Origin of the sequence: Arthrobacter sp. StoSoilB22 (genome assembly GCF_019977315.1) — a bacterium.
Lineage (GTDB): Bacteria > Actinomycetota > Actinomycetes > Actinomycetales > Micrococcaceae > Arthrobacter.
Map to the genome: position 1 here is coordinate 2,346,220 of NZ_AP024652.1, position 26,970 is coordinate 2,373,189.

A 26,970-nucleotide genomic window follows, 5' to 3' on the forward strand; every position below is an offset into this window, starting at 1 on the left:
CTGTAACTTACTGTGGAGATTCTTAGCAGCATCCTGGTCTTTTTCGCGGGCTTGTGGGCCGGCACCATCAATGCCGTCGTCGGCTCCGGCACCCTTGTTACATTCCCCGTTCTCATCGCCATTGGCACAGCGCCAGTGGTTGCCTCCATGAGCAACGCCATGGGCCTGGTGGCGGGGAACGCCGCCGGCGCTTGGGGCTACCGGCGCGAACTCGCCGGCCGCGGTCGGCAATTGATGAAACTCTTGCCGGCCTCGTTGCTGGGCGGCATTACCGGTGCCTGGCTGCTGCTCCACCTTCCGGAGAAGGTGTTCCACTACGTAGCCCCAGTGCTGCTGATACTGGCTTTGCTGATGGTGGTCTTCCAGCCCAAGCTGCAGTCCTGGGTGAAGAACAGGGAACAAAACCCCGAGCATGCCATCCGCGATCGAAATCACGACGTCCTTTTAGTGGTCCTCGTGTACCTGGCGGGCGTATACGGAGGTTACTTCGTGGCAGCACAGGGAATCTTGCTGGTGGGGATTCTGGGGGTCTTCCTCTCAGGCACCATGCAAAACGCGAATGCCATGAAGAACATCCTGGTGCTGGGCGTCAACATGGTTGCCGCCGTTTCCTACCTGATTTTTGCGTTCGACCGTATTGAGTGGTTGTTCGTCCTCATCATCGCCGTAAGCTCCACCATTGGCGGCTTGATCGGTTCAAAGGTAGGCCGAAAGCTGTCCCCGAAGGTCCTGCGGGCCGTGATCTTCGTCCTCGGCATCGTGGCACTGGGCTTCATGATCGCCAACCTGCTGAAGTGACCGCACCTTGACGTTCCACTACCTTGAGTCGGCCGAGGATCCCCGCGTCAGCGACTACACAACGCTGACCGATGTTCATCTTCGGAAGCTCCGGGAGCCCCAGGAAGGCATGTACATCGCCGAATCCTCCAAGGTCCTCCGCAGGGCACTGGCCGCAGGCCATCAGCCACGCTCCTTTTTCCTGGCGGAGAAGTGGCTTGAGGACCTGGACGATGTTTTCCAGGCGTATCCCGACGTTCCGGTTTTCATTGGCAAAGCTGCACTGCTGGAAGAGATCACCGGCTTCCACCTGCACCGCGGAGCGATGGCTGCAATGCACCGGCCAGCCCCCGTTCCGCTGGCGCAGCTCCTTAGCAACGCGCAACGCGTGGCTGTGCTGGAGGACATCGTGGACCACACCAACGTTGGCGCCATCTTCCGCTCAGCTGCGGCGCTGGGTGTGGACGCCGTGCTGGTATCGCCCAGGTGCGGGGACCCCTTATACAGGCGCAGCGTTCGGGTCAGCATGGGAACGGTCTTCCAAATACCGTGGGCGCGCTTGGAAAGCTGGCCTGAGAGCTTGGCAGGCCTGCAGGAGCAAGGCTTCACGGTGGCCGCCATGGAGCTGACCGATGATGCGTTGACCCTGGACGAACTCGCCGCCAGAAACTACCCGAAACTCGCCTTGGTGCTGGGGACCGAAGGTGCCGGCATGAGTGAGGAGACGCTGGCCGCCGTCGACCTCACCGTGAAGATTCCCATGCGCGCAGGTGTGGACTCACTCAATGTCGCAGCTGCCTCGGCAGTGGCGTTCTGGGAGCTTCGTCCGCAGCACTGAGTCCGGTTCGTCTGGCATGGGCGTTTCCGCTATGATTGGTTGTTGGCCCGCCCGCTGGAATGTTCGCATTGCAGCCACGGACCACCTCCATTCATACCTGGCAGCTGGCAAAATCCAGTTGCGTGAACAAAAGGTCCCATTATGAAGTCTGATATCCACCCGAAGTACGAAGCTGTTGTCTTTAACGACCTGGCCTCCGGTACTCAGTTCCTGACCAAGTCCACCGTGTCTTCCTCGAAGACCATCGAGTGGGAAGACGGAAACACCTACCCGGTTATCGACGTCGAAATCTCTTCGGAGTCCCACCCGTTCTACACGGGCAAGCAGCGCATCATGGACTCCGCTGGCCGCGTCGAGCGCTTCAACGCTCGTTTCAAGGGCTTCGGCGGCTCGAAGTAACCCACTTCACCCCAAGGCTTTCAAGGCCCGCATTGCTGGACTTCCGGCAATGCGGGCTTTTGCGTTTTCCGGCAAGATGGAAACCATGACTTCCCACCCTGCCCACGAACAGCCCACCCATGACGACGGCACGCGCCTCCACGGCGAATACAAAGTACCGGGCGGCAAACTCGTAGTAGTTGACCTGGTGGTGGTTGATGGACGGTTTACCAATGTTTCGCTGAGCGGCGATTTTTTCCTGGAGCCCGATGAAGCCCTTGAGGACATCAACCGCGCGCTGACCGGACTTCCTGAAGACTCAACAGCGGCGGACATCGCCGCTGCCGTCACGGGCGGCCTCCCCGAAAACACCGTCATGTTCGGCTTCTCCGCCGAAGCGGTGGCGGTAGCAGTCCGTCGCGCACTGTCCAAGGCCACAGGCTGGGCGGACCACCAGTGGGAAGTCATCCCACCGTCAGTCCTGCCCACGCAGGTGAACGTCGCGCTGGATGAGGTGCTCACGGCAGAAGTGGGAGCCGGTCGACGCAATCCCACGTTGCGGTTCTGGGACTGGGAAGAACCATCCGTGGTGATCGGCAGCTTCCAGTCGGTGCGGAACGAGGTGGATCCGGACGGGGTCATGCGGCATGGTATCTCCGTGGTGCGTCGCATCAGTGGTGGCGGTGCCATGTTCATGGAGGCCGGAAACTGCATCACCTATTCCCTGTACCTGCCGCAGACGCTGGTGGACGGCATCAGCTTTGCTGACTCCTACGCATTCCTCGATGCCTGGGTCATGGCAGCCTTGGAGAAACTGGGCATTACTGCCTTCTACGTGCCCTTGAATGACATCGCCACCGATCAAGGCAAGATCGGTGGTGCCGCACAGAAAAGGCTCGCTAACGGCGGCATGCTCCATCACGTCACCATGAGCTACGACATCGACGCCGACAAGATGGTGGAGGTCTTGCGCATCGGCAAGGAAAAGCTCTCGGACAAAGGAACCCGGAGCGCCAAGAAGCGCGTGGACCCCCTGCGTCGCCAGACAGGTCTTGCACGGTCGGCAATCATTGAGGCCATGAAGGATGTCTTCATCGAACGCTACGGTGCCGTTGAATCACGGCTCACCGATAGTGAGCTCGACGAAGCCAGGCAGCGTGTGAATGAGAAGTTTGGCACTGAGGAATGGCTGAACCGGGTTCCCTAGGCGTTCCCCGGGTCATTTCCGGTGTACCTATCCTGCTGTCAACCTTTCCCGTCGTTCAGCCTGCCGCTTGGGCGGTCAGCGCCCGCAACAGGTGGCTCCGTTGTTCGATGAGGATGCGGCGCAGGGCACGGGGCGCCTCAGGGTGGTCATGCAACCACTGGTCCGCCCGGATGAGGACAGGGTGCTCAGTGGGCCGCATGCCTTCGGAGAGATTTTGGGCTCCGGGAAAGAGTCCACGGACTATTCGGCCCGCGATTTCAATACTCCGTTCGGACCACACTCGTTCAAGGCACTCGAAGTAGGGCTCGATGTAGCGTTCAAGAAGCTCTCCGGGAGCAGTGACGAACCCCGCTATGGTGGCGCTGAGGATCTCGTTGGAAAGACCGGCGCTGTTGACGATGGAATCCCAGGCTGCGGCCTTAACTGAGGCCTCCGGACGGGCGGCCGAGGCCAGAGCATAGCCCTCCTTGCCCGATGCTGTGGTATCAGCGTCAAGCTCCCGGTCCAGCTCAGCGAGGGTCGCCTGCCCATGGGCTGCCAACGCCTGCCACAGGCTCCAGCGCAGTTCAGCGTCCACGGCCAGGCCTTCCACCACGGTGGTGCCTTCCAGTATTCCCCGCGCCAGGGGGAGCTGGCTGGCACCGTGCCTGGAAACCTCAGCCACGGTCCTGGCCCAGGCAAGTTGCTGGTCAGAGCCGGGAACAGCAGCCATCAACTGCTCAGCGGCTACTCCCAGAAAATCCTTCCGCACGCCCTCGCGCGTGGCCGCGGAGACATAACGCTCGATGGCACTGGCAGCGTTGCCCAGCACGTTGAGCAGGACACCTATGCCCGTTTCCGAAGGCGCGAACTGCTCGACGGCGGTCACGTAACGGGCCGCCGGTGTGACGCCATCCCTGGCCGAATCCCAAAGCGCAGTCCAGCAGAGAGCACGTGCCATAGGATCCGAAATCCTGTTCAGTGATGTCCTTACCGTGTGTTCGGATCGGCTGTCCAGCCGGACCTTGACGTAACTGAGGTCGTCATCGTTGACCAGGAGCAGCGCTGGCCGGCGCCTTCCCTGCAATTCCGTCACCAGTGAGCTGGGTCCTGCAACGTCTACGTCGATGCTTTCGGTCCTTACCAAGGCACCCGTTGAGTCGGCGTCATACAGGCCCAGCCGCATACGGTGCGGACGGAGTTCCTGGTGACCGGTGAGGGGATCGATGGCGTCCTGCCGGAGCGTCACCGCACCGAGTATCCCGTCGTCTTCCACAATCTCGGCCGAAATAGTGGAGATGCCGGATGTCTGCAGCCACTGCCGGGCCCATCCGGCCAGATCCCGTCCCGAGGCCGCGCTGAGGGCCGCCAGGAGATCCTGGAGGGAAGTGTTCCCGAAGGCGTGATCCCTGAAGTACTGACGGGATCCTGCAATGAAGGCATCAAAGCCAACATAGGCAACCAGCTGCTTCAACACCGACGCACCCTTGGCATAGGTGATCCCGTCAAAGTTCTGTTTGGCGGCTTCAAGGTCCGGAATATCCGCCACGATCGGGTGCGTGGTGGGCAATTGGTCCTGCACATAGGCCCAGGCTTTGCGCTTGCTGGCGAAGTTCACCCATGCCGTGTCCCAATCCGTGGCACGGTCCACCCCCAGTGTCCCCATGTAGTCGGCGAACGACTCTTTGAGCCAGAGGTCATCCCACCAACTCATAGTCACCAGGTCTCCGAACCACATGTGGGCCATCTCATGCATGAGGGTATTGGCGCGGGCCTGGTACTGGGCGTCGGTGGCCCGTGAGGCGTACACGTATTTTTCAGTGAATGTCACGAGCCCGGGGTTTTCCATGGCGCCGAGGTTGTATTCGGGCACGAACGCTTGATCGTACTTGCCCCAAGGGTAGGGGTAGGCGAAAAGGTCGTTGAAGAAGGCCAGACCGTTCTTGGTCAACCCGAACAGGTGATCGGCATCGAAGGAGTCGGCCAACGAAGCCCGGCAGTAAAGTGCCAGTGGCACGTCCAGGCGAGTGCCGTCGTCGAGCGTTGTTCCCCAGTGGTCCGTGGCCTTGAAGTAGGGGCCGGCAAGGACCGTGGTGATGTAGGTGGACATTCGCTTGGTAGCGGCAAAATCCCACCGCGCGGCAGTCGGCTGGCCCTGAACCGGCGTGCGGGCCACCTCAACTCCGTTGGAAGCGACTTCCCAGCCGATTGGAGCGATCACATGGAAGGTGAACTCGGCTTTGAGGTCCGGTTGTTCGAAATTGGCGAACACGCGGCGACTGTCCGCCGGTTCGTACTGCGTGTAGAGGTAGCACTGGCCATCCGCAGGATCCACGAAGCGGTGCATTCCCTCGCCTGAGCGGCTGTACAGCGCCGTCCCTGTCACCGTCACGGTATTCTCGGCAGCGAGGCCTTCCAGGATGATCCTGTGACGGTCCACCACTGACCGCAGGTCAAGCGTCAGGCCGTTCAGCACTACGGACTCGATGCCGCCGCTGATGAAATCCATGAAGGTGGCGGAGCCGGGTTCGGCTGAGAAAGTGACCGTGCTGATGCTCGGGTAACCGGCGACGGCGGGATCTGCCGCGTCGCGGACATCGAGGGTGACGTCGTAGCTGTGGGTGGTGATCAGGGCTGAACGGGTTGCGGCTTCATCGCGCGAGAGATTGTGATTCGACACACAGCTATCTAATCATGATCCACGCGGCCCCCAGGCCCAGCGATGCGATGAGCAGCCAAGAGCCCAGCGCCACCAGAACGGCGCGCCCTCCCGTATGAATCAGGGTGCGTACACGCACCGCCGAACCCAGCCCGAACAGGGCAGTCGCCAGGAGGATGTCCTGGACAGCGGCCGCCATTTCCAGACCGGTCTGCGGCACCCAGCCCAGTGAGCGCAGTGCCACCGTGGCGAGGAACCCGACCACAAACAGAGGAACAATCGGCGGGAACCGCCCGTCGATACCACCAGCCCCATCGCTTGTGCTGCTGGCACGCTTCCTTACATGGATGATTCGTTGGTGCACCCCGGCGGCAGCCGCAACCGGGGCCAGTAGGACCACACGCGTCAATTTGACGACGACGGCGATCGCCAGCGCCGATGTACCTGCAGTTTGCGCAGTGGCAACTACTTGGCCGACGTCATGCACCGAGGCGCCTGTCCACGCTCCGAACTGTTCAGGGTTCAGGCCCAAGGGGTGCATGAGCAGCGGCAAAACACCGATGGCGAGGGTACCGCAGAGGGTTACCAGTGCCACGGGGAGCACCGTGTCTTGATGTTTGATGCGTCGCACAGCTGCCATGGCGCCGATCGCGGATGCGCCGCAGATGGAGAAGCCGGTGGCAATGAGCAGGGCAGCTTCCCCGGGCAGACGCAGCAGACGCGCCAGCCCATAGGTTCCCGCAAAGCTCACCAGGACAACCCCGGCGATCAGCAGCAACGACAGCCACCCCAGGCCGATGACGTCGCCGATGCTGACCTTGAGGCCCAAGAGCACAATTCCGGCACGCATAAGGTGCTTTCCCGCGAAGTCCAGGCCTGGCCGGGCGCGCCCCGCGGCCAGGATAGCCGTGCCCGGTATATTTGCTGAAAGCAGTCCCAAGGCAACGGCTAGCGTCATCGCCGGGACAGCCGGAAAGACGCTGTGGATCGCGAAGGCAAGACCCGTGGCGGCGATGCTCAGGACCAAGCCTGGCCCCAGCCGGGACAAGCGGGGCGCGGGACTGTTGAAGGGCATGCCTCAACCCTGCCGGATGGGGGCACGGAAGGCGAACCGGGAGCACCCGGAAACGGCGACACAACCAGCGCGAAATGCGCTCGACTCAAAAAGGTGATTACCTGAATCCCATGTCTGACCTATTCCAGGATTACTCCGAGGCTGCTTCCCGCACTGGCGCCTATGACGAGATGTTTGCCCAAGGCCACGTTGCCAGAAGATCCTACGGTCAGGTTTCCGGGGCTCTCCGCGAGCTTTCCCTGGCCGATGTCACCGCCCGTGCCGACTCCATGGCGCGCACCTTCCTGGACCGTGGCGTGACATTCGACTACGCGGGGGAGGAGCGGCCGTTTCCCCTGGATATTGTCCCGCGCGTCATTCCCGCCGATGAGTGGGATGTGCTGGAGAGAGGCGTAGCCCAACGCGTCAAGGCACTTGAGGCCTTCCTCAATGACGTTTACGGACGAATGGCCGTTGTCACCGACGGCGTGATTCCCCGGCAGCTGGTGACCACCAGCGCGCACTTTCACCGCGCGGTGCACGGCTTCGAACCGTCAGGTGGCGTCCGGGTCCATGTCTCAGGGATCGACGTCGTGAGGGATGCTGCCGGAACTTTCCGCGTCCTTGAAGACAACGTCCGCGTACCTTCGGGCGTCAGCTATGTCTTGGAGAACCGGCGCGCCATGGCCAAGGGTTTGCCCGAGGCTTTCGGCCAACAGCACATCAGGCCTGTGGAGGAGTACCCCAGGCGGCTCCTCTCCGCACTGCGCAAGACCGCTCCCGCAGGCGTGGACGACCCCACCGTGGTTGTCCTGACACCGGGCGTCTTCAACAGCGCCTACTTCGAGCACACCCTCCTTGCAGGGCTCATGGGCGTCGAGCTCGTTGAAGGCAGGGACCTCATTTGCCGCGGCAACCGTGTCTACATGCGCACCACAGCCGGTGAGCAGCGCGTGGACGTGATTTATAAGCGCATCGATGACGACTTCCTGGACCCGTTGCAGTTCCGCTCGGATTCCATGCTCGGTTGCCCGGGCCTGGTCAACGCCGCACGGGCCGGAGGGGTGACTATTGCCAACGCTGTAGGCAACGGGGTGGCGGACGATAAGCTCGTGTACAGTTACGTCCCTGACTTGATCCGGTACTACCTTCACGAAGAGCCGATCATCGCCAACGTTGACACTTTCCGGCTTGAGGAAAAGGAAGCCAGGGAGCATGTTCTGGACCGCCTCGACGAACTGGTGGTCAAACCTGTGGACGGTTCCGGTGGTAAAGGCCTGGTCATCGGACCGGATGCCACGAAGGACGAGCTTGACGCTTTGCGCAAGCGCGTCATTGCCGATCCCCGCGGTTGGATCGCCCAGCCTGTCCTGCAGCTCTCCACAGTACCGACGCTCTCCGGCGACAAGTTCGGGCCGCGGCATGTGGACCTGCGTCCTTTCGCAGTCAACGACGGCGACGACGTCTGGGTCCTGCCCGGAGGCCTCACCCGGGTGGCGCTCAAAGAAGGCTCTTTGATAGTGAACTCCAGCCAGGGTGGCGGTTCCAAAGACACTTGGGTTTTGGCTGACTCGCCGCAGTTGCCGGCCGAGATTATTCCCCGCCAATCCGTCACCATACGTGAGCAGGTATCCGTGTGGCCGGTGGAAAGCAATTGGCGGGACCGCCAAACGGAGCAGCAGCAGTGAACGCGCTCCACCAACACTTGAACTTCGATCTGCACCACGCGAAGGAGGCAGTTCCATGCTGAGCCGCATTGCTGAGTCACTCTTCTGGATCGGACGCTATGTTGAGCGTGCCGACGGTACTTCCAGAATTTTGGATGTACACCTTGAGCGTTTGAACCACCTGCCCCTTGAGGAACAGAGAAGCGTCGCGCGGGAGCTCCTTGCCGTGATGGGTGCCAAGCCGCAAGGGGAAGAGTTCGGCCTCCCCGAACTCCTCCATGCGCTGGCCTATGACAAGCACAGCGCATCCTCCATAGCGGGTTCTTTGGGCGCAGCCCGTGAGAATGCACGCCGGGCCCGCGAGACTGTCTCACAGTCCCTTTGGGAAAGCCTTAACACCACTTATTACGGCCTCAATCAGCATCGCAAGGACGTTGTAGGAACCTACCGCTTCTGCAATTGGGTTTTGGAGCGCACCGCCATGGTCCGCGGGCTCGCGGACACCACGGTCAGCCACGATGAGAGCTGGTTGTTCATGGTGCTCGGCCGCTCACTGGAACGCGCCGATATGACGGCCCGCATGTTGTCCACGCGCGATGTCCAATCCGCTGGGATGTCATGGGTCAACATGCTCCGGTGTGCGGGAGCGTATGAGTCGTTCATCCGGACCCGCAGGGCTGCATTCGGGGACCAGCACGCGGCAGAATTCCTGCTCCTGGACCGATTGTTCCCGCGTTCGATTGTGTATGCCTTGCGTGATGCCGATGATTGCCTGGCCAAGTTGGATCCTTCGGCGCAGCGCGTCGGGTTCATCAACGATGCCCGACGGATCGTGGGCCAGGCCCGCACCTTCCTGGAGTTCCACCGCACGGACGATCTCATGTCCGAACTGCCCGAGCACATGGAACGTGTGCAGAAGGCAGTGACTCAAGCGTCGGACGCAATTTCCCGTAAGTACTTCAATCAGGCTGACGAGCACGCCTGGGTGGGAGAAGTTTCATGACCCGGCTGAGCATCGTTCACAAAACCGCCTACAAGTACAACCGACGCGTGACCTTGTCCTATAACGAGGCCCGCATGACCCCGCTGACCGACGGTCAACAAGTGGTCCTGGAGGCGTCGCTGAAAGTTTCACCCCATCAGGCATCCGTCAGCACCTACCGTGACTATTGGGGAACGCGTGTCACCGCGTTCGATATGCAAATGCCGCACGAAAGCCTTGAAGTCCTCGCTACAGCCACTGTTGAGGTGCACCGCACGGAACGGGTGGCAACCGAGGATGACATCGTGGGATGGGACGTCATAGCCTCGGAGAAGGTCCAGGACGAGTTCAGCGACTGGCTGCCTCAGTCCCGTCTTAGCGGGCCAGGCGAGGAAGTCCTGGGGATCATTCCCGACGTTGTGCGGGGAAAGAACCCCCATGAGGCCGCTCTCGCAGTGTTCGCGTGGATGGCCGGTGAGATGACGTATATGAAGGGCACTACCGGCGTCACCACGAATGCCGAACAGGCCTGGTCCCAACGCCAGGGCGTGTGCCAGGACCTGGCACACCTGGCGATCGGTGCCTTACGCTGCAGCGGCATTCCGGCGCGGTACGTCTCCGGCTATATCCACCCCCGGTCCTCGGCGGACATCGGCGAAACCGTAGCCGGCCAATCACACGCCTGGCTGGAATGGTGGGATGGAGAATGGCGCAGTTGGGACCCCACCAACCACAAGCCTGCAGGGGATTACCACGTCACAGTGGCACGCGGCCGTGACTACCGGGACGTTCCGCCCTTGAAGGGCATCTTGTCAGGGGGAGGCGGTTCGGGACTCTCTGTATCCGTGGAGATTACCCGCCTCGCCTAGGAGTTTATGTACAGACAAGGCCCTTAAGAGTCGCTCTTAAGGGCCTTGTCTGTACTCAAACCTAACGTCTTTCTACCAAGGAGACGGCTTGTAGTCCTTGAGGAAGACCCCGTACTGGTCCTCGCCCTTTTCACCCATCACAATGGGATCGTAGACACGCGCAGCACCGTCCACCAGGTCCAAAGGAGCATGGAACCCTTCCTCCATGAGCCGGACCTTCGTGTAGTGCGGCCGTTCGTCAGTGATCCATCCGGTATCTACCGCGGTCATGAGGATGCCATCGGAATCCAGCATTTCCTGTGCGCTGGTCCGGGTCATCATGTTCAACGCAGCCTTGGCCATGTTGGTGTGAGGGTGTCCCGGGCCTTTGTAAGCGCGGGAGAACTGGCCCTCCATGGCAGAGACGTTAACGATGTACTTCCTGTGGGCTGTGGACCGTTTCATGGCGTCCCTGAGACGGCTGACCAGCAAGAAGGGCGCCGTAACGTTGCACAACTGGACCTCGAGCATCTCCAAGGGATCCACCTCGTCCACCACCTGGGTCCAGCTGTTGATGGCGGCGAGGTCCGGAACCAGGCCGCCGGCGTCGATCGCTGTTCCCGATTCAATGCGTTCCAGTGATGCTGATCCCGTGGAGAGCGCCAGAGAGGTGATCGCATCGCCGGCCAGCACCGGGTGTTCGGTGACGCTGCTGGCGAGGGCAAGCGGGTGCTTGTCATGTGCGTGCCCGAATGTCACCAGCTCGGGCCCGCCGTTGGCAACGTCAAGCGCCGCCGGCAAGGGCTCGTCTTCTGCATCGACCAAGGGCTTGTACGCATTGCCCGAGCGTCGCACGGTCTGAGCTGCATTGTTGATGATAATGTCCAGCGGGCCGGCTTCATTAAGAGAGTCGGTCAAAGCCATCACTTGTGCCGGGTCACGGAGGTCGATGCCCACAATCCGGAGCCGGTGCAACCATTCGCCGCTGTCTTCCATGGCAGCGAATCGACGCGCAGCGTCCTTGGGAAAGCGGGTGGTGATGGTGGTGTGGGCGCCGTCCCTGAGCAGGCGCAAGGCAATGTACATGCCGATCTTGGCGCGCCCGCCGGTCAACAATGCGCGCCGTCCCGTGAGATCAGTGCGGGCATCGCGCTTACTGTGGCTGAAAGCCGCGCATTCGGGGCAAAGCTGGTGGTAGAACGCGTCAACCTGCGTGTAGTGCTTTTTGCAGATGTAGCAGGGGCGGGAGCGAATGAGGTGCCCTGCAATTTCCCCGGTGGTGGAAGGGGCCAGCTTGTTTCCGCGGGTTTCGTCGTCGATGCGGTCCGGGGCTGCGGTAGCAGTGAGGGCAATGACAGCCCTGTCTGCTTCCGCGATGGAGTCGCGCTTGGTGACGCGCCGGTGCCGTTTGACGGCTTTGAACATCTTGCCGGTGGCACGGCGGACAGCAACGTAGTCCGGGTGCTCTTCGTCGTAGACGTGGATCGTGGTCAGAACCTTGAGGCAGGCCTGGATCTCTTCAGGCGTCAGATCGGTGGAGCTCATTGACCTGATTTTACAGCCTTGGGAGCCAGTGGCCTGCCTCGGGTTCTGTGGGTGCCGGCGGTGCGCCTACGGGCTAATGCGACGCACCCTGCGCAGCGGCGTCCGCTACGCGTGATTGGATGCCGGCTGCCACCTTTTCCGCTGAGTCGCGGATATCGGGATCGTCATGCGTGGCCGCTTTGACCGCTTCCGGCAACCCACGCCGATGCTGTGCGGACAACGCAAGTTCGGCTTCACCGGGCTCGGGAACAACCTGGCCCTTTGCCAGCACGGTAATGCCGGATTCGGTGACCTTGTAACCTCGGGCCTTATCCAAGGCGGGGTCCAGGCCGATAGCCGCGCCCGCGGGCACCTTGACGTTCTTGTCCAGGATTGCCCTCCTGATGACGGCGCCCTCGCCCACACGGACCTTATCCATGAGCACGGAGTCCTGGACCCGGCTACCGGCAGCCACATAGGCGTCGTTGGAGAGGACGGATCCCTCAACGATTCCGCCGGAAACCACCACGCCGCTGGCAACGATGGAATCCAGGGCTGTTCCCACTGTGTTGTTCTCACCACGGACAAACTTCGCTGGCGGCGAGATGCTCTGGCGCGTGTAGATCGGCCACTCGGAGTTATAGAGGTTGAAGATCGGCACGGGGGAGATCAGGTCCATATGAGCGTCGTAGAACGAGTCAATGGTACCGACGTCGCGCCAGTAGGTCCGGTCGCGGTCGGTGGCACCGGGAATGTCGTTAAGGGTGAAGTCATAGACGCCGGCTTCTCCCTGGTCCACGAAGTAAGGAATGATGTCGCCACCCATATCGTGCTTGGTATCGAGGCGTTCCGCGTCCACATGCAGCGCTTCAACGAGGGCGTCTGCGTTGAAGACGTAGTTGCCCATGGAGGCCAGGAACTGCGTGGGGTCGGCTGCCAGCCCGGGGGTGCTGGCCGGCTTTTCCACGAACGCGGCGATCTTCCGGGGATCGTTCTGGTCTACCTCGATCACGCCGAACTGGTTGGCCATGTTCAGCGGTTGCCGTACTGCAGCAACCGTGGCTTTGGCGCCGCTGGCAATGTGTTGCTCCACCATTTGGGAGAAATCCATGCGGTACACGTGGTCAGCGCCGACCACTACCACGATGTCCGGGGCGTCATCGTGGATGAGGTTCAGCGACTGATAAATTGCATTGGCACTGCCAAGGAACCAACTTTTGCCCACGCGCTGCTGCGCCGGTACAGATGCCACATAGCGGCCCAGCTGCGTTGACATGCGCCAGGTTTCCGAGATGTGCCGGTCGAGGCTGTGCGATTTGTACTGCGTCAGCACGACGATTTTCAAATATCCCGAATTAACGAGATTGGACAGTGCAAAGTCAATTAACCTGTAGCCGCCTGCGAACGGAACGGCTGGTTTGGCCCGATCCGCCGTTAGCGGCATGAGTCGGTTGCCTTCCCCGCCTGCCAATACGATTGCCAAAACTTTCTTCAACGCCATGGTCACAGCTCCCCGTACGTCTTCGTATCCCCCAAAAGTCCGATTTTCCGGACTCTTTCACACTAGAACACATACGCCGGAACGACTACGTTGGTTAGCGTGCGAATAGACATTGTGACTAAAGAATTCCCTCCGGAAATTTATGGCGGTGCCGGTGTCCACGTTGCCGAGCTCAGCCGGGTGCTGGCAAAGCACGTCGACCTTCATGTTCGGGCGTTCGGCGCGCCCCGTGACGCCGACTATCACGGGGCTTCGGTGGCGTCCTACGCCACACCCGAAGACCTCGGCGATGCCAACGCTGCCATCCAGACCCTCGGCGTCGACTTGAGGATCGTTCCGGACATTGCGGGGGCGGACCTTGTCCACTCGCACACCTGGTACGCCAACATGGCTGGACACCTCGCCTCGCTGCTCCATGGCATTCCGCACGTACTCAGCGCTCACAGCCTGGAGCCGCTGCGTCCGTGGAAGGCCGAACAGCTGGGTGGCGGTTACGCCTTGTCTTCCTGGGTGGAGAAGACGGCTTATGAAGCTGCGGCGGCGATCATCGCCGTCTCCGATGGCATGCGGCAGGACATTCTGCGCAGCTACCCTGACGTGGACCCGGACAAGGTGCGCGTCGTCCATAACGGAATCGATGTCTCCCTGTGGGAACGTGATGAAGAGGACGATGCAATCCGGGCCTTGGGCATCGATCCCGCCAAGCCCAGCGTGGTCTTCGTTGGCCGCAATACACGTCAAAAGGGCGTGCCGTACCTGCTGAGAGCCGCTTCAAGCCTGCCTGACAACGTCCAGCTGGTGCTCTGCCTCGGCGCTGCGGACACTCCCGAGCTCGCTGCCGAAACCGCACGCCTCATTGAGGAACTGCAGGCCAAGCGTGAGGGCGTCATCCTCATTGAGCGGATGTTGCCGCGTAGGGAACTCATCCAGGTCCTCAGCCACGCCACGGCCTTTGCCTGCCCGTCGATCTACGAGCCCCTTGGCATCGTGAACCTCGAAGCCATGGCCTGCGGTGCCGCAGTGGTGGCCAGTGCCACGGGCGGCATTCCCGAGGTTGTCCAGCACGGCGAAACGGGCCTTCTGGTGGAACTTGAGCAGGTAACCGATGGCACGGGTACGCCGTTGGAGCCGGAAAAGTTCGTCAGCGACTTCGCCGCGGCATTGAACCAGGTTGTGGCCGATCCCGCCCGTGCCCGCGAAATGGGCATCGCAGGACGGCGCCGCGCTGAAGAGCACTTCTCCTGGGAGTCCATCACGGAAACAACGCTTGAGGTCTACCGGTCGGTTTTGCGCTAACCCTCGGCTCTGAAGAACAGCAAAACCACGACGGCGCCGTCCCCCTCAGGCGGGGACGGCGCCGTCGTGGTTTTCAATAGTTCCGCAATTGTTCACCGCTCGTAAGCGGCCTGCTGCTAGCGGCTCTTCGAGACCTTCAGTGCCATTAGCGTCTTCTCATCCGCAGGAGCACTGCCGTTGGCTCGCTGCTCGCGGAAGTGCTCACGCGCCGCATCCTGCCGGGTTGCTTCCGCGCCGGTGGCAATGGAGGCACGCAGGTGCTCAGGACCATAGCCAAAGGCGTCCACAAGGTCCACCGCGTGCGGGCGGATCTTCACCAGCAAGCGGTTGATGTACGTGCCTACGGTACGGCCACGCTGCATCGACAACCTTCCGTTCATGAGGTACCAGGACAGATGCTTCTCGATCAGGGACAAGCCGAACAGGTCCCGGAGCCAGGTCAGGACCCGCTTGGTTCCCTCATCCTTGACCTCCGCGAGGGCCTCGGTGAAGGCTTCCCACTGCAGGAGTTCAGCATGTGCCTGGGCAGCTTCAATGAGCTCATGCTGGTGCTGGTTGAAGAGAGCAGCGGCCTGGTGTTGGGGAAGCTTGTTGGCCCCCTTCAGTGCAGCACCGACTTCTGCAACCATGGACTGGACGCGGTCAGCCAGGAGGGTTCGCTGGCCTTCCTCGTCCCGCAAAGCCAGTGCTGCCTTCTGGACTGAACCGGTATCGGCCACGAACTGGGCAACTTGCCGCAGACCCGTCCGGTGCAATGCGACACCCGCGGCTTGATCTACCACGTAGCGGGCCAGGACGCCAAAGTCGGCACTCCGGAATTCCTTGGCATAGTCGGCCAGCAACCGCTTGGCCACCAGCTGCAGCAGGACGGTGTTATCGCCTTCAAACGTGACATAAACGTCCAGGTCCGCACGAAGCGACGCAAATCGGTTCTCGATCAGGAAGCCCGCGCCGCCACACGCTTCGCGGCACTCCTGCAGGGTGTCCAAGGCATGCCAGGTACTGAGTGGCTTGAGCGCGGCCGCCAATGTCTCCAGGTCCTGACGGTCCGCGTCGGTGTCGTGGGCGCCGGAAAAGACGTCGTCGAACTTTTGCAGGAGCTGCTCGTGGGCAAAGCTGGCCGCGTAGGTAGTTGCCAACCGGGTGAACAAGCGTCGCTGGTGCCGCTGGTAGTCCAAAAGGACCTCTTCGTCGGTGCTGGACGAGGCATTGAACTGTCGACGCTCGGTGGCGTACTGGATGGCCGTTTTCAGCGCCAATTTGCTCGCGGCCACTGCGGCACCGTCAAGGGAAACGCGGCCCTGGACCAGCGTTCCAAGCATCGTGAAGAAGCGGCGTCCGGGGCTCTCAATGGTGGAGGAGTACGTGCCGTCCACAGCTACATCGCCGTAGCGGTTCAGGAGGTTGGTGCGCGGTATGCGAACCTCGGTAAAGTGCAACCGGCCGTTATCGATGCCGTTCAGGCCGCCCTTGATGCCGTCGTCCTCGCCGCCGATACCCGGGAGGAATTCTTTGGTAGCTGGATCGCGGAGCTCCACATAGAAAGCGTGGACACCGTGATTGACGTTCTTGGTGATCAGCTGGGCAAAGACCACTGCGGCAAGGCCGTCGTTTGCCGCGTTGCCGATGTAGTCCTTCCACGCCGCCCTGAAGGGGGTATTGATAATGAATTCCTGGCTGGCTTCGTCATACGTCGCCGTGGTTGCAATGCTGGCGACATCCGAGCCGTGGCCTGTTTCAGTCATGGCGAAGCAACCGGGAATCTCCAGGCTCATGATGCCCGGGAGCCACTTATCCTGATGTTCCACCGTGCCCAGGTGCATCACTGCAGAGCCGAAGAGGCCCCACTGGACGCCGGCCTTGATCTGTAGGGACGGATCAGCAGTGACGATCTCTTCGAAGCCGGCGATGTTGCCGCCGTGGTCATCCGAACCGCCCAGACGGGTGGGGAACGCGCGATGGACAGTGTTGTTGTCCACCAGGAACTTCAGCTGCTCGAACACGCGGGCGCGGTGCTCGGTGTGATGCAGGCCTTCGATCTTCTGCACCACCGGGTTCCCCGCCACCTTGCGGGCTTCGTGGCGGATATGCGCCCATTTTCCAAGGAGCTGCTCTCCGAGGGCGGCTACGTCCACCACCGGCTCGGCGCCGGGGGTGGCTTCTTCGCGGCCGGAGGGTTGCTGGGCGGATGAAGCCCGGTCCACTACTTCAGTCATGTTGCTTCCTTCTTTGGTTCCGACAACTGATGAGTCATTGCTGATGTCAGGTGGTGCTTCTAAGTTCCGGGGCGATGCCCAGGCACAGCCAGTCCGTGATCTGGGCGGCCATGGTTGCCTGATCGGGTTTGGTGCTGCCTGCGGGGCTGCCGAGCCACATTTCGCCGGCATTCCTCACGAGTCCAATAGCGGCTGTGGGCCAGTACACGATGACCGCTTCCTTCTCTCCGCCAAGGTGCTCCCGCATGGGAGTTGCGATCATGTCCGTGATTTGTTCGAAGAAGTTGCCCAAGGCGCCCGAGGCCGCGATGGCATCCTGGGCCGAAGCCTCCCCGGGAGTAAGCCGGGTGATGAAGGCGTAGACGTTAGGGCTGGATTCGGCCATCTGCAGATATGCCGACACCATGGCAAAGAGTCCCTCGCGAGGAGTTTGCGCCAGCTGGGTGGCCTCCTGCATGCGTCGCTGCATTTGCCCCAGCACTACTTCACCCATGGCTTGCTGGAGACCTGCCTTGTCCCCGAAGTAGCGGTAAAAGACTGATTTGGATGTTCCGGCGGCCCCGGCGATCTCCTCCATGGAGGCATCGCTTCCAAGACTGTGGACGGCTCTTCGCGCGGTTTTGATGAGTTCGCGCCGGCGCTCTTCACGGTGGGACTGCCACCGGGCTGCACGTCCATCCACTACCGCGTCTGCGTCCACTGCACCGGGTACTTCAACGGCAAGCTGCGGGGAGCCGGCGGCTTCGGCGGATTCTTCGTGGCGACTGTTCACGATACCCAGCGTATCAGGTACGCTGGGTATCAGTAACTGGCATTGATCGAAGGAGACAAGCATGGCTGCAGCAGACGTGACAACGAACGGGCCCTTGGAACCGGCTACCACCCCACAAGCATCGCGTTCGGCGGTCATCGTAGGCGGCAATCGCATCCCGTTCGCCCGCACCGGCGGCGCCTACGTAAAATCCTCCAATCAAGACATGCTGACCGCGGCCTTGGAAGGACTCATTGCCAGGTTCGGGCTCCAGGACGAACGCATCGGCGAGGTAGCAGCCGGGGCGGTCCTCAAACACTCAAGGGACTTCAACCTCACCCGGGAAGCTGTGCTCGGCTCTGCTTTGTCTCCGGAAACCCCCGCATACGACCTCCAACAAGCCTGTGCCACAGGTTTGGAGACAGTCCTGGGACTGTCCAACAAGATCAAGTTGGGACAGATTGATTCAGGTATCGCCGGTGGGGTGGACTCGGCATCCGATGCCCCGATTGCTGTCAGTGAAGGATTGCGTGAAATCCTGTTGGATCTGAACCGGGCAAAGACCACGGTGCAGAAACTAAAGATCATCGGCCGGATCCGGCCCAAGGATCTGGCCCCGGACGCGCCCAACACCGGAGAGCCCCGCACGGGATTGTCCATGGGTGAGCACCAGGCCCTCACAACCGCACAATGGAAAATTACCAGGGAAGCCCAGGACGAGCTTGCTTACAACAGCCACCGCAATCTGGCGGCCGCGTACGAGCGGGGCTTCTTTGATGACCTCATCACCCCGTACCGCGGCCTGAACCGGGATTCAAACCTGCGCGCGGACACCACCTTGGAGAAGCTCTCCACCCTGAAGCCCGTCTTTGGGAAGACGCTCGGCTCCGAGGCCACTATGACCGCTGGCAACTCCACACCCCTGACAGACGGCGCATCAACGGTCCTCCTGGCAACGGGGGAATGGGCGGACGCCCACGGCCTGCCCAAGCTCGCTACGGTCCTGGACGGCGAGGCGGCCGCCGTGGACTTCGTCCATGGCAAGGACGGCCTCCTCATGGCGCCGGTCTTCGCTGTGCCACGCCTCCTGGCCCGCCACGGCCTTACCTTCGAGGACATCGATTTCTTCGAAATCCATGAAGCCTTCGCCGGGACGGTGCTCAGCACCCTTGCCGCGTGGGAGGACGAAGATTTTGGCAGGACGCGTTTGGGCCTGGATGGCGCACTGGGAAAGGTGGACCGTGCCAAGCTCAACGTCAATGGATCCTCGCTAGCTGCGGGCCATCCGTTTGCCGCTACAGGTGGCAGGATCGTAGCTTCCCTTGCAAAAATGCTGCATGAGAAGGGCAGCGTAGACGGCCGCCCTGCCCGTGGCCTCATTTCCGTGTGCGCCGCCGGCGGTCAGGGTGTCGTTGCGATTCTGGAAGCAGCTTAAGGGGGAGCGCGATGACTGATAAGTACACACAGCTTGTAAGTCAGGGACTAGGGAAGGACGTGGCCAAGAAGCTCGGTCTGCCTCAACCGGTGGTTCTTCGACGCCACGAACCCGGCGCACCCCTCGTTACCGGTCCGGTCCTGGTAAGCGGCGACAGCGCCGGCGCAGATGACCTTGCCACCACAATGCTTGGATGGGGTTTGGACGTCAGGCGCAACGCGTTGCCTAAGGAAAAGCTGGGGGCTATCATCCTGGTCCTTGATGCCGTCCAGCACCCCGAGGACCTGGGCAAACCAGTACTGACCGCGGCCGCTTCCTTGCGGGACCTATCGCCCAACGGTCGTGTCATCACTATCTCCCGGACATCGCAGTCAGCCCGCAACCCGGCATCGGCTGCTGCGCGGCAGGGCATTGATGGGATGTTGCGCTCCCTTGCCAAGGAACTGCGGGCGGGCGCCACAGCCAACGGCATTCTCCTGGACGAGCACTTGGACGAGCATCTGGCAACAACCAGTCCCTCAGCACTGGGGGCGCTAAGGTTCTTCCTCTCAGGCCGATCCGCCTACGTGGACGGACAGTTCATCACCGTCCGCTCAACGTCCGGCAGCTTGCCGAACGACGCCTACAAGCCACTCGCCGGCAAAGTAGCAGTTGTTACAGGCGCGGCCCGCGGCATTGGTGCAGCAATCGCCAGAACCCTGCACCGCGACGGAGCCAAAGTGGTAGCTGTGGACATCCCGGCAGCCGGGGATCATCTGGCAGCAGTAGCCAACGAAGTACGCGGGACCGCCCTGCAGCTTGATATCAGCCGGGATGACGCAGGACACCGGATCATCGAACACGCGGTGGAACGCCATAGCCGGCTCGACATCGTGGTCCACAACGCAGGAATCACCCGTGACAGGCTGCTGGCCAACATGGACGAGGGCCGCTGGCAGTCAGTCATCGCGGTCAACATCGCCGCCCAACTGAGGATTAACGAAGCCCTTCTGGCATCGGAGCATTTCAAGGAATCACCGCGCATCGTCTCGGTTGCTTCCACCAGCGGCATCGCTGGAAATAGGGGGCAGACCAACTACGGCGCGTCCAAGGGTGGCGTCATAGGGATGGTCAGGTCCACAGCGGCCCTGATGGAACCTTTCGGCGGGACAATCAACGCCGTAGCTCCTGGTTTCATTGAAACCGAGATGACGGCAAAAATGCCCTTCGCGATCCGTGAGGCCGCCCGTAGGCTCAACTCCCTCAAGCAGGGGGGCCAGCCCCAGGATGTGGCCGAGGCCATCGCCTTCCTGGCAAGCGACGCTGCCGGCGGAATCTCCGGAGAAGTACTGCGCGTATGCGGGCAGCAACTGGTGGGAGCATGAACCATCCGCAGCCAGTTGTCCTGGGCGAACTGCCGTCCTTGTCCAAGCTGTACGTCAATGCAGCGGCCGCGGCAGCCCGCCGTCGGGTCCTTGGATCCTCCACCGGCAAGAAGCGGCTTCCAGCTGTCAGCCACGAGGTCAGGGGAGTGCGGGCCGACGTCGAGAACCTCACCGCCTACCAACATCTGCTGGGGGAGACAGCCAGTGATACCCTCCCCGCCGGCTACGTGCATGCTTTGGCATTTCCTGTGTCCATGAGCGTCATGAACCGCGAGGATTTTCCGCTGCCGCTTCTTGGCATGATCCACCTGAAAAACCGCATTGAACAGCTGGCTCCCATTCAGTTCGCCCAGGAACTGGACATCCGATCCTGGGCGGAGAGCCTTGCCGGGCATAGAGCAGGAACCCAGCTGGACGTAGTTTCCGAAGTCCGGGCGGGTTCCAGCGATGATTTGCTGTGGCGGGGCGTTTCAACCTATTTGGCCAAGGGTGTCTTCCTGCCGGGTATCGACAAAGCGGGCAGTCCGAACGGTGCCTTGGATGCCAGCGATTTTGTCCCTCCGCATCCCACCGCTCTGTGGCAACTCAACCTGGACACCGGCCGAAGCTACGCCGCGGTTTCCGGCGACTTCAATCCGATCCACTTAAGTGTGCTTTCGGCGAAGGCTTTGGGGTTGCGGGGATCCATTGCCCACGGCATGTACCTGGCCTCCCGCGCGCTGGCCGACGTCGGAGCCGTCAAGGCGGACTCATTTGCCTGGAATGTCTCATTCGAAGCCCCGGTCTTCCTTCCAGCGCGGGTTGCCTTGGACATCACAACGCTGCAGTCGGATTCGGGGCATTGGGAACGCTCGGACTACGTGGCGTGGAATCCCCGCAGCGGCAGGCGGCACTTCACCGGAAGCGTTACTGCCTTGCCATGATCCACCAGCAACAACGGCGGCGGCCACCACCAGGTGCCCGCCGCCATTGTTCGTTAACGGCAACTAAAGAAACTGTTCATTAATGACAACTAAAGAAACAGTTGTGATGAAACTCGCACTGTCTCGCATGTTCTTCATACAAACAAAACAAGGCCCGAAATCCATGGATTCCAGGCCTTGCGATGGTGCGCGGAGGGGGACTTGAACCCCCACCCCCTTTCGAGGACTAGCACCTCAAGCTAGCGCGTCTGCCATTCCGCCACCCGCGCAGGTGGTGTTCAGATAGTTTGTTGGGCACCTTCCGGTGCTTTACTTTCCTCCGAAGCAGCGAGAAAAACTCTAACACGGTTTCAGGTCGCTGAAAAATCGGCCCTGGTCCGGGCGAGGGTGTCATCATCTCAGGCCCTTACCACGGCGAATATTCCGGACGCCGGCAACCGCTGATGGGTAGGCTGATGGAACAAGGGACGCCAGATGCCGCGAAGACCGCAGCGTGCGTCGCCGGAACCTGCAGCCCAGCCACGCAAGGAGAGTTTCCATGTCTGTCATCCGCCCTGAAGATGAAGTTGTCCGGATCTGCCAGGAACTCATCAGGATTGACTCCTCCAACTTCGGCGACGACACCGGCCCGGGTGAGCGGGCAGCAGCAGAGTACACGGCCGGCCTGATCACCGAAGTCGGCCTCGAAGCCGAGATTTTCGAGTCGGCCCCGGGCCGCGCGAACGTGATAACCCGCATGGCCGGGGAGGATCCTTCAGCCGACGCGCTGGTAGTTCACGGTCACTTGGACGTCGTTCCCGCCCTCAAGGATCAATGGAGCGTTGACCCCTTCAGCGGCGAACTGAAGGACGGACTGATCTGGGGGCGCGGCGCCGTAGACATGAAGGACATGGATGCCATGATCCTTTCAGTCATGCGCAACTTCGCCCGGACGGGCCGCAAGCCAAAGCGCGACATCATTTTTGCTTTCTTCGCCGACGAAGAGGCCGGCGGCACCTACGGGGCACGCTACGCCGTCGAACACCGACGTGAACTTTTCGACGGGGCCACCGAGGCGATCTCGGAAGTGGGTGGATTCTCCGCCACGATCGGTGGCCAGCGGACCTACCTGCTGCAGACCGCTGAGAAGGGATTGTCATGGTTGCGTTTGGTTGCGCATGGCAGGGCGGGCCACGGCTCTCAAATCAATACTGACAATGCTGTCACCCGGTTGGCAGGGGCCGTCACCCGGATCGGGGAATACAAGTGGCCCGTGGAACTGACACCCACCACTCGACAGTTCCTGGACGGCGTGACTGAACTGACCGGCGTCGAGTTCGACGCCGACAACCCGGACATCCTCCTCAAGGAGCTTGGTACTGTAGCTCGCTTCGTCGGCGCCACCCTTCAGAACACTTCCAATCCCACGTACCTGCGCTCCGGTTACAAGCACAACGTCATCCCGGAGTCAGCCGAGGCGTTCGTTGACTGCCGCACGCTGCCGGGCCAGCAGGAGTTGGTGTTCGAGACCATCAAGGAACTCGCCGGCGACGGCATCGACATCAGCTATGTCAACAAGGATGTTTCCTTGGAAGTGCCCTTTGCAGGGAACCTGGTGGATTCCATGATCGATGCCCTGCACACTGAAGATCCGGGCGCGAAAGTCCTTCCCTACACACTCTCAGGGGGCACCGACAATAAGTCGTTGAGCAAGATTGGTATCACCGGTTATGGTTTCGCCCCGCTGATGCTGCCCGACGAGCTCGACTTTACGGGAATGTTCCACGGGGTTGACGAGCGCGTGCCGGCCGAGTCCCTCCAGTTCGGCGCACGGGTCCTGAACACCCTGCTAAGCAACTACTAACGAGGAGGTCCCCGCCGTGAGTCCCGAAGAAATCCTTCCCGACGAACTGCTTGAACGGCTCCGTGGCCGCGCGGCAGGCTACGACGACAACAACCAGTTCTTCCACGAAGACCTTGATGAACTGGCCGCTGCCGGTTACCTCAAGCTGTTCGTGCCAGAGGCCGACGGCGGTTTTGGGCTCGGGCTCGAAGCGGTGGCTGCGTTGCAGCAGCGTCTCGCTACGGCCGCGCCCGCAACGGCATTGGCCGTCAATATGCACCTGGTCTGGACCGGAGTCGCGCAGGTCATGACCGCGCGCGGGGACACGTCATTGGATTTCGTGTTGAAGGAGGCGGGGCAGGGTGAGATTTTTGCGTTCGGCATTTCCGAGGCCGGCAACGACTCCATGCTGTTCGATTCCGGCACGGTTGCCGAGCCGCTGCCGGACGGAAGTTACCGGTTCACGGGCAGGAAGATCTTTACCAGCCTCTCCCGTGGCTGGACCCGGCTGGGAACCTTCGGCAAGGATGCCGACGCCCGGGACGGTGCAGGGGAGCTGGTCTTCGGCTTTCTCAGGCGAGATGAGCCGGGCCATGAAACCCTGAGCGACTGGGACACCCTGGGAATGCGTGCCAGCGCGTCCAACACCACCCTCCTGCACGGTGCTGTTGTTCCGCCGGAGCGGATCTTCCGCAAACTGCCGGTGGGTCCCGGTAAGGACCTGCTGTTCTTCGCGATTTTCGCGTGCTTTGAGACGTTGCTCGCCGCTGTGTATACCGGTGTTGCCGAGCGTGCGTTCACCCTTGGGGTAGCGAACGTCAAGCGCAGGGTTTCGGCGAAGCACGGTGGCCGGAGCTACGCCCAGGATCCCGATATCCGTTGGAAGGTGGCCGATGCCGCCTTGGCGATGGACGGCATTTCCCCGCAAATCTCGTCCCTGGCCAGGGATGTGGACAACCTGGTGGACCACGGAGCCCAGTGGTTCCCCAAACTTGTGGGACTCAAGTCCCGGGCAACGGAAAACGCACGCCACGTGGTGGATTTGGCCATTCGGGTGACAGGAGGATCCAGCTACTTCCGCGGTTCCGAGATGGAGCGCCTTTACAGGGATGTCCTGGCGGGAATCTTCCATCCTTCCAACGACGAATCCGCCCATAACACTGTGGCAAATGCATGGTTGGGGCCGCTGGAGGACTAGCTGCATCAACCCGGCCGGTGGTGTCGCAGGGTTCAGACGGTTCGCTGCACGGAGTAGACCTTGCGGCGAAGCCAGAAGCGCCGCCCGCCTCCCAGGTAAAGCACGCTGCGTTCGAGTTCCCACTTGCCGTATTCGGAATGTTCGGCCAGCCGGCGCCGGGCGTCCGGCAACGAATCGTCAGGTCCCACCGTCAGAACGAGGTATTCGTACTGACGTGCATAGTCTCGTTGGCGCTCTACGGAGCTGCCTGGAAATTGTTCTCTCATCCCTCTCCATTTTCGTCTTTTTCCGGCTAACGTGAAGTCATGAGCATCGATCCGCGTGTCGCGCTTCAATCACTGACCGCCGCCCTGGAAGAACATCTGGCCGCCGCATCGGCTCGGAGAGGTGAAGGTGACCCCAACGTTGAGTCGGCCTTTTTCGCCGTCGCTGATGCCTTTGAGGTCTATGAAGATGCGCTGTACGAGGCCTACTCCGAGGTTACTCCGCTGCAGGTCTTCGATGACGAGGATGAAGAAGACGACGATGTCCTGGACGAAGATTTGGAAATCGTGGAGGACTGAACACCCTCATGAACCGGCCACCTTGGGTGGCCGGTTTTTTTATGCCCCTCCCGGCGTCAAAAGATCCCACTCCCGCCTGGATTTCTGCCGTTCGCGCCACAGGGAATGACACCAAAAACACGTAGTCCCGTCCTCCCCGGATAGGTACTCGCACGTAGGCGTGATGGGTAATACTGCGCAAACTTGAGTACCGACTACTGGTGCGTCACCACAGAGCCGCCGCTTCACTGATATGTAGGCAATGGCAGGTCTGCGAAGAAGGCTGACATGGTGAAAGTTCCAGTCTTGCGTACGGGCAAGGTAGCGGCACCCCAGGGTGCGGACCGTGCCTCAGCGCATTCAGTCTTTCCAGCAAAAACTGCCATCGTCGACGTCAATCCGCCGGCGTCTCCCTGGATTGACAAGTCCGTTGCTGCACAACGGGCTGAAAAGGCGGGACTGGCGGCACCAAGATCCGAGGTCACCCTGGATTTCGTGCCGTCAGTCACCCGCAGAGCGCCAAAAGTTAAGCCCACTGCCCGGGGCGGCGACGATTGGGCGCACTCCCTGACCAACAGTCTCCGCATGACAGACACCGCGTTGGTCGCTGCTGCGGTCTTCGCCGGCTTTGTTCTCAACACCGATGGCCTGTCCCTTTCCGCCCAAAGCCCTGGCTACTCACGGCACCTGGTATTGGGGCTGATACTTGGACTCCTTTGGTTGGGTTCGCTGGAGGTCTACCGCACCCGCGATCCTAAGGTCCTTGGCGTTGGGCCGGAGGAATACAAGCGCGTTCTGTCAGCCAGTTTCCGCGTCTTTGGTTTCCTGGGCATTGTGGCCGTGGTTTTCCGTATTGATGCCGTGAGTTCATTTGTCATCGTTTCCTTGCCGCTTGGCCTGGTGGCGCTCACCGGCAGCAGGTGGAGTTTCCGCCGATGGCTGAGTCACGAGAAGTCCCGTGGACGCTGCCTTTCCCGTGCAATCGTTGTTGGCGAACCCCAGGATGTCCGGTACGTCATCAAACAGATCAACCGAAAGTCCGGCACCGCCTACGACATCCTCGGAGCATGCCTCCCGGGCGCCCGTCGCGGTGCGGTCCTGAAGGTTGACGAACGTCGCGTCCCCGTCCTGTCATCGATCTACGGTATTGCCGACACCGTCCGGCAGACAGGTGCCAACGCGGTCATTGTGGCTGGCCCCGTGCCCGGGGGAAACCAATTCATTCAGGAGCTCGGATGGCGGCTGGAGGAAAACGCGGCAGAACTTGTCCTCGCGGCCGCCCTGACCAACGTAGCCGGCCCCCGCATCCACTGGCGGCCGGTGGAGGGACTTCCACTGATGCACGTGGACATCCCGCACTACTCCGGGGGGAAGCACACTCTGAAGAGGTTGATGGACATTACGGTTTCGGCGTCGGCATTGCTGGTCCTGTCACCGGTCTTGCTTCTCCTGGCCGCCATAGTTCACCACGACAGCCCCGGGCCTATCCTTTTCCGCCAGGAACGGGTTGGCCGGCGAGGCAGCACCTTCCACATGCTCAAGTTCCGGTCCATGGTGGTGGACGCCGAATCCCGCTTGGAGGAGCTCACTACCCAGGACGAGGGCGCGGGCGTCCTGTTCAAGATCCGCGGGGATCCGCGTATCACCCGGTGCGGGCGTTGGATGCGTAAATACTCCCTGGATGAACTGCCCCAGTTCTGGAATGTCCTGGTGGGCAATATGAGCTTGGTGGGGCCCCGGCCGCCGCTGGCCAGGGAGGTGAGCGGCTATGAACGCCATACGCACCGCCGGCTCCTCATCAAACCCGGCATCACGGGCCTGTGGCAGATCAACGGGCGATCCGACCTTCCATGGGACGAGGCCGTTCGACTGGACCTCTACTACGTGGAGAACTGGTCAATAGCGGGAGACCTGATGATCATGTGGCGGACTTTCAAGGCAATGATCCAACCGACCGGAGCCTACTAGCCAAGAGCTGACCAACACCAAACGAATCGCGCTGTCAACAC

The 26,970-nt window shown here is 61.4% G+C and carries 22 protein-coding genes and 1 tRNA gene; 15 read left to right on the forward strand and 8 right to left on the reverse strand.

Features of this window, described 5'->3' with window-relative positions:
* The first annotated feature begins 12 nt into the window (after nucleotides 1–12).
* The 4 genes from LDN70_RS10930 (at nucleotide 13) to lplAB (ending at nucleotide 3,200) form a co-directional block, all read left to right on the forward strand.
* On the forward strand, nucleotides 13–798 hold the full coding sequence (locus tag LDN70_RS10930) for a sulfite exporter TauE/SafE family protein (RefSeq protein WP_142939206.1): 786 nt from the start codon (nucleotides 13–15) through the stop codon (nucleotides 796–798).
* Between the two features lie 7 nt (nucleotides 799–805).
* Complete coding sequence (locus tag LDN70_RS10935; protein ID WP_166840742.1) at nucleotides 806–1,615, forward strand: TrmH family RNA methyltransferase; 810 nt, start codon at nucleotides 806–808, stop codon at nucleotides 1,613–1,615.
* A gap of 141 nt (nucleotides 1,616–1,756) precedes the next feature.
* Nucleotides 1,757–2,014: a type B 50S ribosomal protein L31 gene (locus tag LDN70_RS10940; protein ID WP_142939204.1), complete on the forward strand. Its 258-nt coding sequence runs from the start codon at nucleotides 1,757–1,759 to the stop codon at nucleotides 2,012–2,014.
* A gap of 76 nt (nucleotides 2,015–2,090) precedes the next feature.
* Complete coding sequence (gene lplAB / locus LDN70_RS10945) at nucleotides 2,091–3,200, forward strand: lipoate-protein ligase LplAB (protein WP_502773815.1); 1,110 nt, start codon at nucleotides 2,091–2,093, stop codon at nucleotides 3,198–3,200.
* A 55-nt stretch (nucleotides 3,201–3,255) separates the two neighbouring features.
* Here lplAB and pepN read toward each other — a convergent pair whose 3' ends face one another.
* Both pepN and LDN70_RS10955 read right to left on the reverse strand, forming a co-directional pair.
* Entirely contained in the window at nucleotides 3,256–5,859 is a 2,604-nt protein-coding gene (gene pepN / locus LDN70_RS10950) for an aminopeptidase N (RefSeq protein WP_223940319.1), read from the reverse strand.
* A 4-nt stretch (nucleotides 5,860–5,863) separates the two neighbouring features.
* On the reverse strand, nucleotides 5,864–6,913 hold the full coding sequence (locus LDN70_RS10955) for a YeiH family protein (protein WP_142939201.1): 1,050 nt from the start codon (nucleotides 6,911–6,913) through the stop codon (nucleotides 5,864–5,866).
* Between the two features lie 110 nt (nucleotides 6,914–7,023).
* Here LDN70_RS10955 and LDN70_RS10960 point away from each other — a divergent pair, with 110 nt between their 5' ends.
* Genes LDN70_RS10960 through LDN70_RS10970 form a run of 3 tightly spaced genes read left to right on the forward strand, consistent with a single transcriptional unit; the run spans nucleotide 7,024 to nucleotide 10,410 of the window.
* Nucleotides 7,024–8,580, forward strand: coding sequence for a circularly permuted type 2 ATP-grasp protein (locus LDN70_RS10960; RefSeq protein ID WP_142939200.1), 1,557 nt, complete (start codon nucleotides 7,024–7,026; stop codon nucleotides 8,578–8,580).
* A 55-nt stretch (nucleotides 8,581–8,635) separates the two neighbouring features.
* Entirely contained in the window at nucleotides 8,636–9,562 is a 927-nt protein-coding gene (locus LDN70_RS10965) for an alpha-E domain-containing protein (RefSeq protein ID WP_142939199.1), read from the forward strand.
* Nucleotides 9,559–10,410, forward strand: a complete 852-nt coding sequence (locus tag LDN70_RS10970) for a transglutaminase family protein (RefSeq protein WP_142939198.1) — start codon at nucleotides 9,559–9,561, stop codon at nucleotides 10,408–10,410. Before LDN70_RS10965 ends, LDN70_RS10970 begins: the two co-directional genes overlap by 4 nt.
* A gap of 72 nt (nucleotides 10,411–10,482) precedes the next feature.
* Here LDN70_RS10970 and LDN70_RS10975 read toward each other — a convergent pair whose 3' ends face one another.
* Nucleotides 10,483–11,934: an SDR family NAD(P)-dependent oxidoreductase gene (locus LDN70_RS10975; RefSeq protein ID WP_223940320.1), complete on the reverse strand. Its 1,452-nt coding sequence runs from the start codon at nucleotides 11,932–11,934 to the stop codon at nucleotides 10,483–10,485.
* Nucleotides 11,935–12,007: 73 nt separating this feature from the next.
* Complete coding sequence (gene glgC, locus LDN70_RS10980) at nucleotides 12,008–13,420, reverse strand: glucose-1-phosphate adenylyltransferase (RefSeq protein ID WP_223940321.1); 1,413 nt, start codon at nucleotides 13,418–13,420, stop codon at nucleotides 12,008–12,010.
* A 93-nt stretch (nucleotides 13,421–13,513) separates the two neighbouring features.
* Here glgC and glgA point away from each other — a divergent pair, with 93 nt between their 5' ends.
* A complete protein-coding gene (gene glgA / locus LDN70_RS10985) occupies nucleotides 13,514–14,710 on the forward strand; it encodes a glycogen synthase (RefSeq protein ID WP_223940322.1) in 1,197 nt (398 codons plus the stop codon).
* Nucleotides 14,711–14,826: 116 nt separating this feature from the next.
* On the opposite strand, the gene LDN70_RS10990 is transcribed toward glgA, so the two are convergent.
* Nucleotides 14,827–16,926 (reverse strand): acyl-CoA dehydrogenase family protein, encoded by a 2,100-nt coding sequence (locus LDN70_RS10990; RefSeq protein WP_223940323.1) that lies wholly within the window; start codon nucleotides 16,924–16,926, stop codon nucleotides 14,827–14,829.
* 46 nt (nucleotides 16,927–16,972) lie between these two features.
* Nucleotides 16,973–17,761 carry a TetR/AcrR family transcriptional regulator gene (locus LDN70_RS10995; RefSeq protein WP_142939193.1) on the reverse strand — a complete coding sequence of 263 codons (789 nt, stop codon included), beginning with the start codon at nucleotides 17,759–17,761 and terminating at the stop codon, nucleotides 16,973–16,975.
* On the opposite strand from LDN70_RS10995, the gene LDN70_RS11000 reads away from it, so the two are divergent.
* Genes LDN70_RS11000 through LDN70_RS11010 form a run of 3 tightly spaced genes read left to right on the forward strand, consistent with a single transcriptional unit; the run spans nucleotide 17,760 to nucleotide 21,399 of the window.
* Nucleotides 17,760–19,112 carry an acetyl-CoA C-acetyltransferase gene (locus LDN70_RS11000; RefSeq protein WP_142939192.1) on the forward strand — a complete coding sequence of 451 codons (1,353 nt, stop codon included), beginning with the start codon at nucleotides 17,760–17,762 and terminating at the stop codon, nucleotides 19,110–19,112. The genes LDN70_RS10995 and LDN70_RS11000 overlap by 2 nt on opposite strands.
* Before the next feature lie 11 nt (nucleotides 19,113–19,123).
* Complete coding sequence (locus tag LDN70_RS11005) at nucleotides 19,124–20,476, forward strand: 3-oxoacyl-ACP reductase (RefSeq protein WP_223940324.1); 1,353 nt, start codon at nucleotides 19,124–19,126, stop codon at nucleotides 20,474–20,476.
* Nucleotides 20,473–21,399 carry a MaoC/PaaZ C-terminal domain-containing protein gene (locus tag LDN70_RS11010; protein WP_223940325.1) on the forward strand — a complete coding sequence of 309 codons (927 nt, stop codon included), beginning with the start codon at nucleotides 20,473–20,475 and terminating at the stop codon, nucleotides 21,397–21,399. Before LDN70_RS11005 ends, LDN70_RS11010 begins: the two co-directional genes overlap by 4 nt.
* A gap of 183 nt (nucleotides 21,400–21,582) precedes the next feature.
* Here LDN70_RS11010 and LDN70_RS11015 read toward each other — a convergent pair.
* Nucleotides 21,583–21,668 (reverse strand) — tRNA-Leu (locus LDN70_RS11015).
* 269 nt (nucleotides 21,669–21,937) lie between these two features.
* On the opposite strand from LDN70_RS11015, the gene LDN70_RS11020 reads away from it, so the two are divergent.
* Together LDN70_RS11020 and LDN70_RS11025 are read left to right on the forward strand one after the other, a co-directional pair.
* A complete protein-coding gene (locus LDN70_RS11020) occupies nucleotides 21,938–23,242 on the forward strand; it encodes a M20/M25/M40 family metallo-hydrolase (protein WP_223940326.1) in 1,305 nt (434 codons plus the stop codon).
* A 16-nt stretch (nucleotides 23,243–23,258) separates the two neighbouring features.
* On the forward strand, nucleotides 23,259–24,419 hold the full coding sequence (locus LDN70_RS11025; protein ID WP_142939188.1) for an acyl-CoA dehydrogenase family protein: 1,161 nt from the start codon (nucleotides 23,259–23,261) through the stop codon (nucleotides 24,417–24,419).
* A 32-nt stretch (nucleotides 24,420–24,451) separates the two neighbouring features.
* Here LDN70_RS11025 and LDN70_RS11030 read toward each other — a convergent pair whose 3' ends face one another.
* The gene (locus LDN70_RS11030; protein WP_011774832.1) at nucleotides 24,452–24,685 is read right to left on the reverse strand and encodes a DUF5703 family protein; all 234 of its coding nucleotides are present in this window, start codon (nucleotides 24,683–24,685) and stop codon (nucleotides 24,452–24,454) included.
* A gap of 39 nt (nucleotides 24,686–24,724) precedes the next feature.
* On the opposite strand from LDN70_RS11030, the gene LDN70_RS11035 reads away from it, so the two are divergent.
* Both LDN70_RS11035 and LDN70_RS11040 read left to right on the forward strand, forming a co-directional pair.
* Nucleotides 24,725–24,982: a hypothetical protein gene (locus LDN70_RS11035; protein WP_142939187.1), complete on the forward strand. Its 258-nt coding sequence runs from the start codon at nucleotides 24,725–24,727 to the stop codon at nucleotides 24,980–24,982.
* A 267-nt stretch (nucleotides 24,983–25,249) separates the two neighbouring features.
* The gene (locus tag LDN70_RS11040; RefSeq protein WP_223940327.1) at nucleotides 25,250–26,929 is read left to right on the forward strand and encodes a sugar transferase; all 1,680 of its coding nucleotides are present in this window, start codon (nucleotides 25,250–25,252) and stop codon (nucleotides 26,927–26,929) included.
* Nucleotides 26,930–26,970 lie beyond the last annotated feature (41 nt).

Coding starts and splice junctions, on each gene's coding strand:
- LDN70_RS10940 (WP_142939204.1), top strand. CDS start 1,757: ATGAAGTCTGATATCCACCCGAAGTACGAAGCTGTTGTCTTTAACGAC.
- lplAB (WP_502773815.1), top strand. CDS start 2,091: ATGGAAACCATGACTTCCCACCCTGCCCACGAACAGCCCACCCATGAC.
- LDN70_RS10955 (WP_142939201.1), bottom strand. CDS start 6,913: ATGCCCTTCAACAGTCCCGCGCCCCGCTTGTCCCGGCTGGGGCCAGGC.
- LDN70_RS10960 (WP_142939200.1), top strand. CDS start 7,024: ATGTCTGACCTATTCCAGGATTACTCCGAGGCTGCTTCCCGCACTGGC.
- LDN70_RS10965 (WP_142939199.1), top strand. CDS start 8,636: ATGCTGAGCCGCATTGCTGAGTCACTCTTCTGGATCGGACGCTATGTT.
- LDN70_RS10970 (WP_142939198.1), top strand. CDS start 9,559: ATGACCCGGCTGAGCATCGTTCACAAAACCGCCTACAAGTACAACCGA.
- LDN70_RS10975 (WP_223940320.1), bottom strand. CDS start 11,934: ATGAGCTCCACCGATCTGACGCCTGAAGAGATCCAGGCCTGCCTCAAG.
- LDN70_RS10990 (WP_223940323.1), bottom strand. CDS start 16,926: ATGACTGAAGTAGTGGACCGGGCTTCATCCGCCCAGCAACCCTCCGGC.
- LDN70_RS11000 (WP_142939192.1), top strand. CDS start 17,760: ATGGCTGCAGCAGACGTGACAACGAACGGGCCCTTGGAACCGGCTACC.
- LDN70_RS10995 (WP_142939193.1), bottom strand. CDS start 17,761: ATGCTTGTCTCCTTCGATCAATGCCAGTTACTGATACCCAGCGTACCT.
- LDN70_RS11005 (WP_223940324.1), top strand. CDS start 19,124: ATGACTGATAAGTACACACAGCTTGTAAGTCAGGGACTAGGGAAGGAC.
- LDN70_RS11010 (WP_223940325.1), top strand. CDS start 20,473: ATGAACCATCCGCAGCCAGTTGTCCTGGGCGAACTGCCGTCCTTGTCC.
- LDN70_RS11020 (WP_223940326.1), top strand. CDS start 21,938: ATGTCTGTCATCCGCCCTGAAGATGAAGTTGTCCGGATCTGCCAGGAA.
- LDN70_RS11030 (WP_011774832.1), bottom strand. CDS start 24,685: ATGAGAGAACAATTTCCAGGCAGCTCCGTAGAGCGCCAACGAGACTAT.
- LDN70_RS11035 (WP_142939187.1), top strand. CDS start 24,725: ATGAGCATCGATCCGCGTGTCGCGCTTCAATCACTGACCGCCGCCCTG.
- LDN70_RS11040 (WP_223940327.1), top strand. CDS start 25,250: ATGGTGAAAGTTCCAGTCTTGCGTACGGGCAAGGTAGCGGCACCCCAG.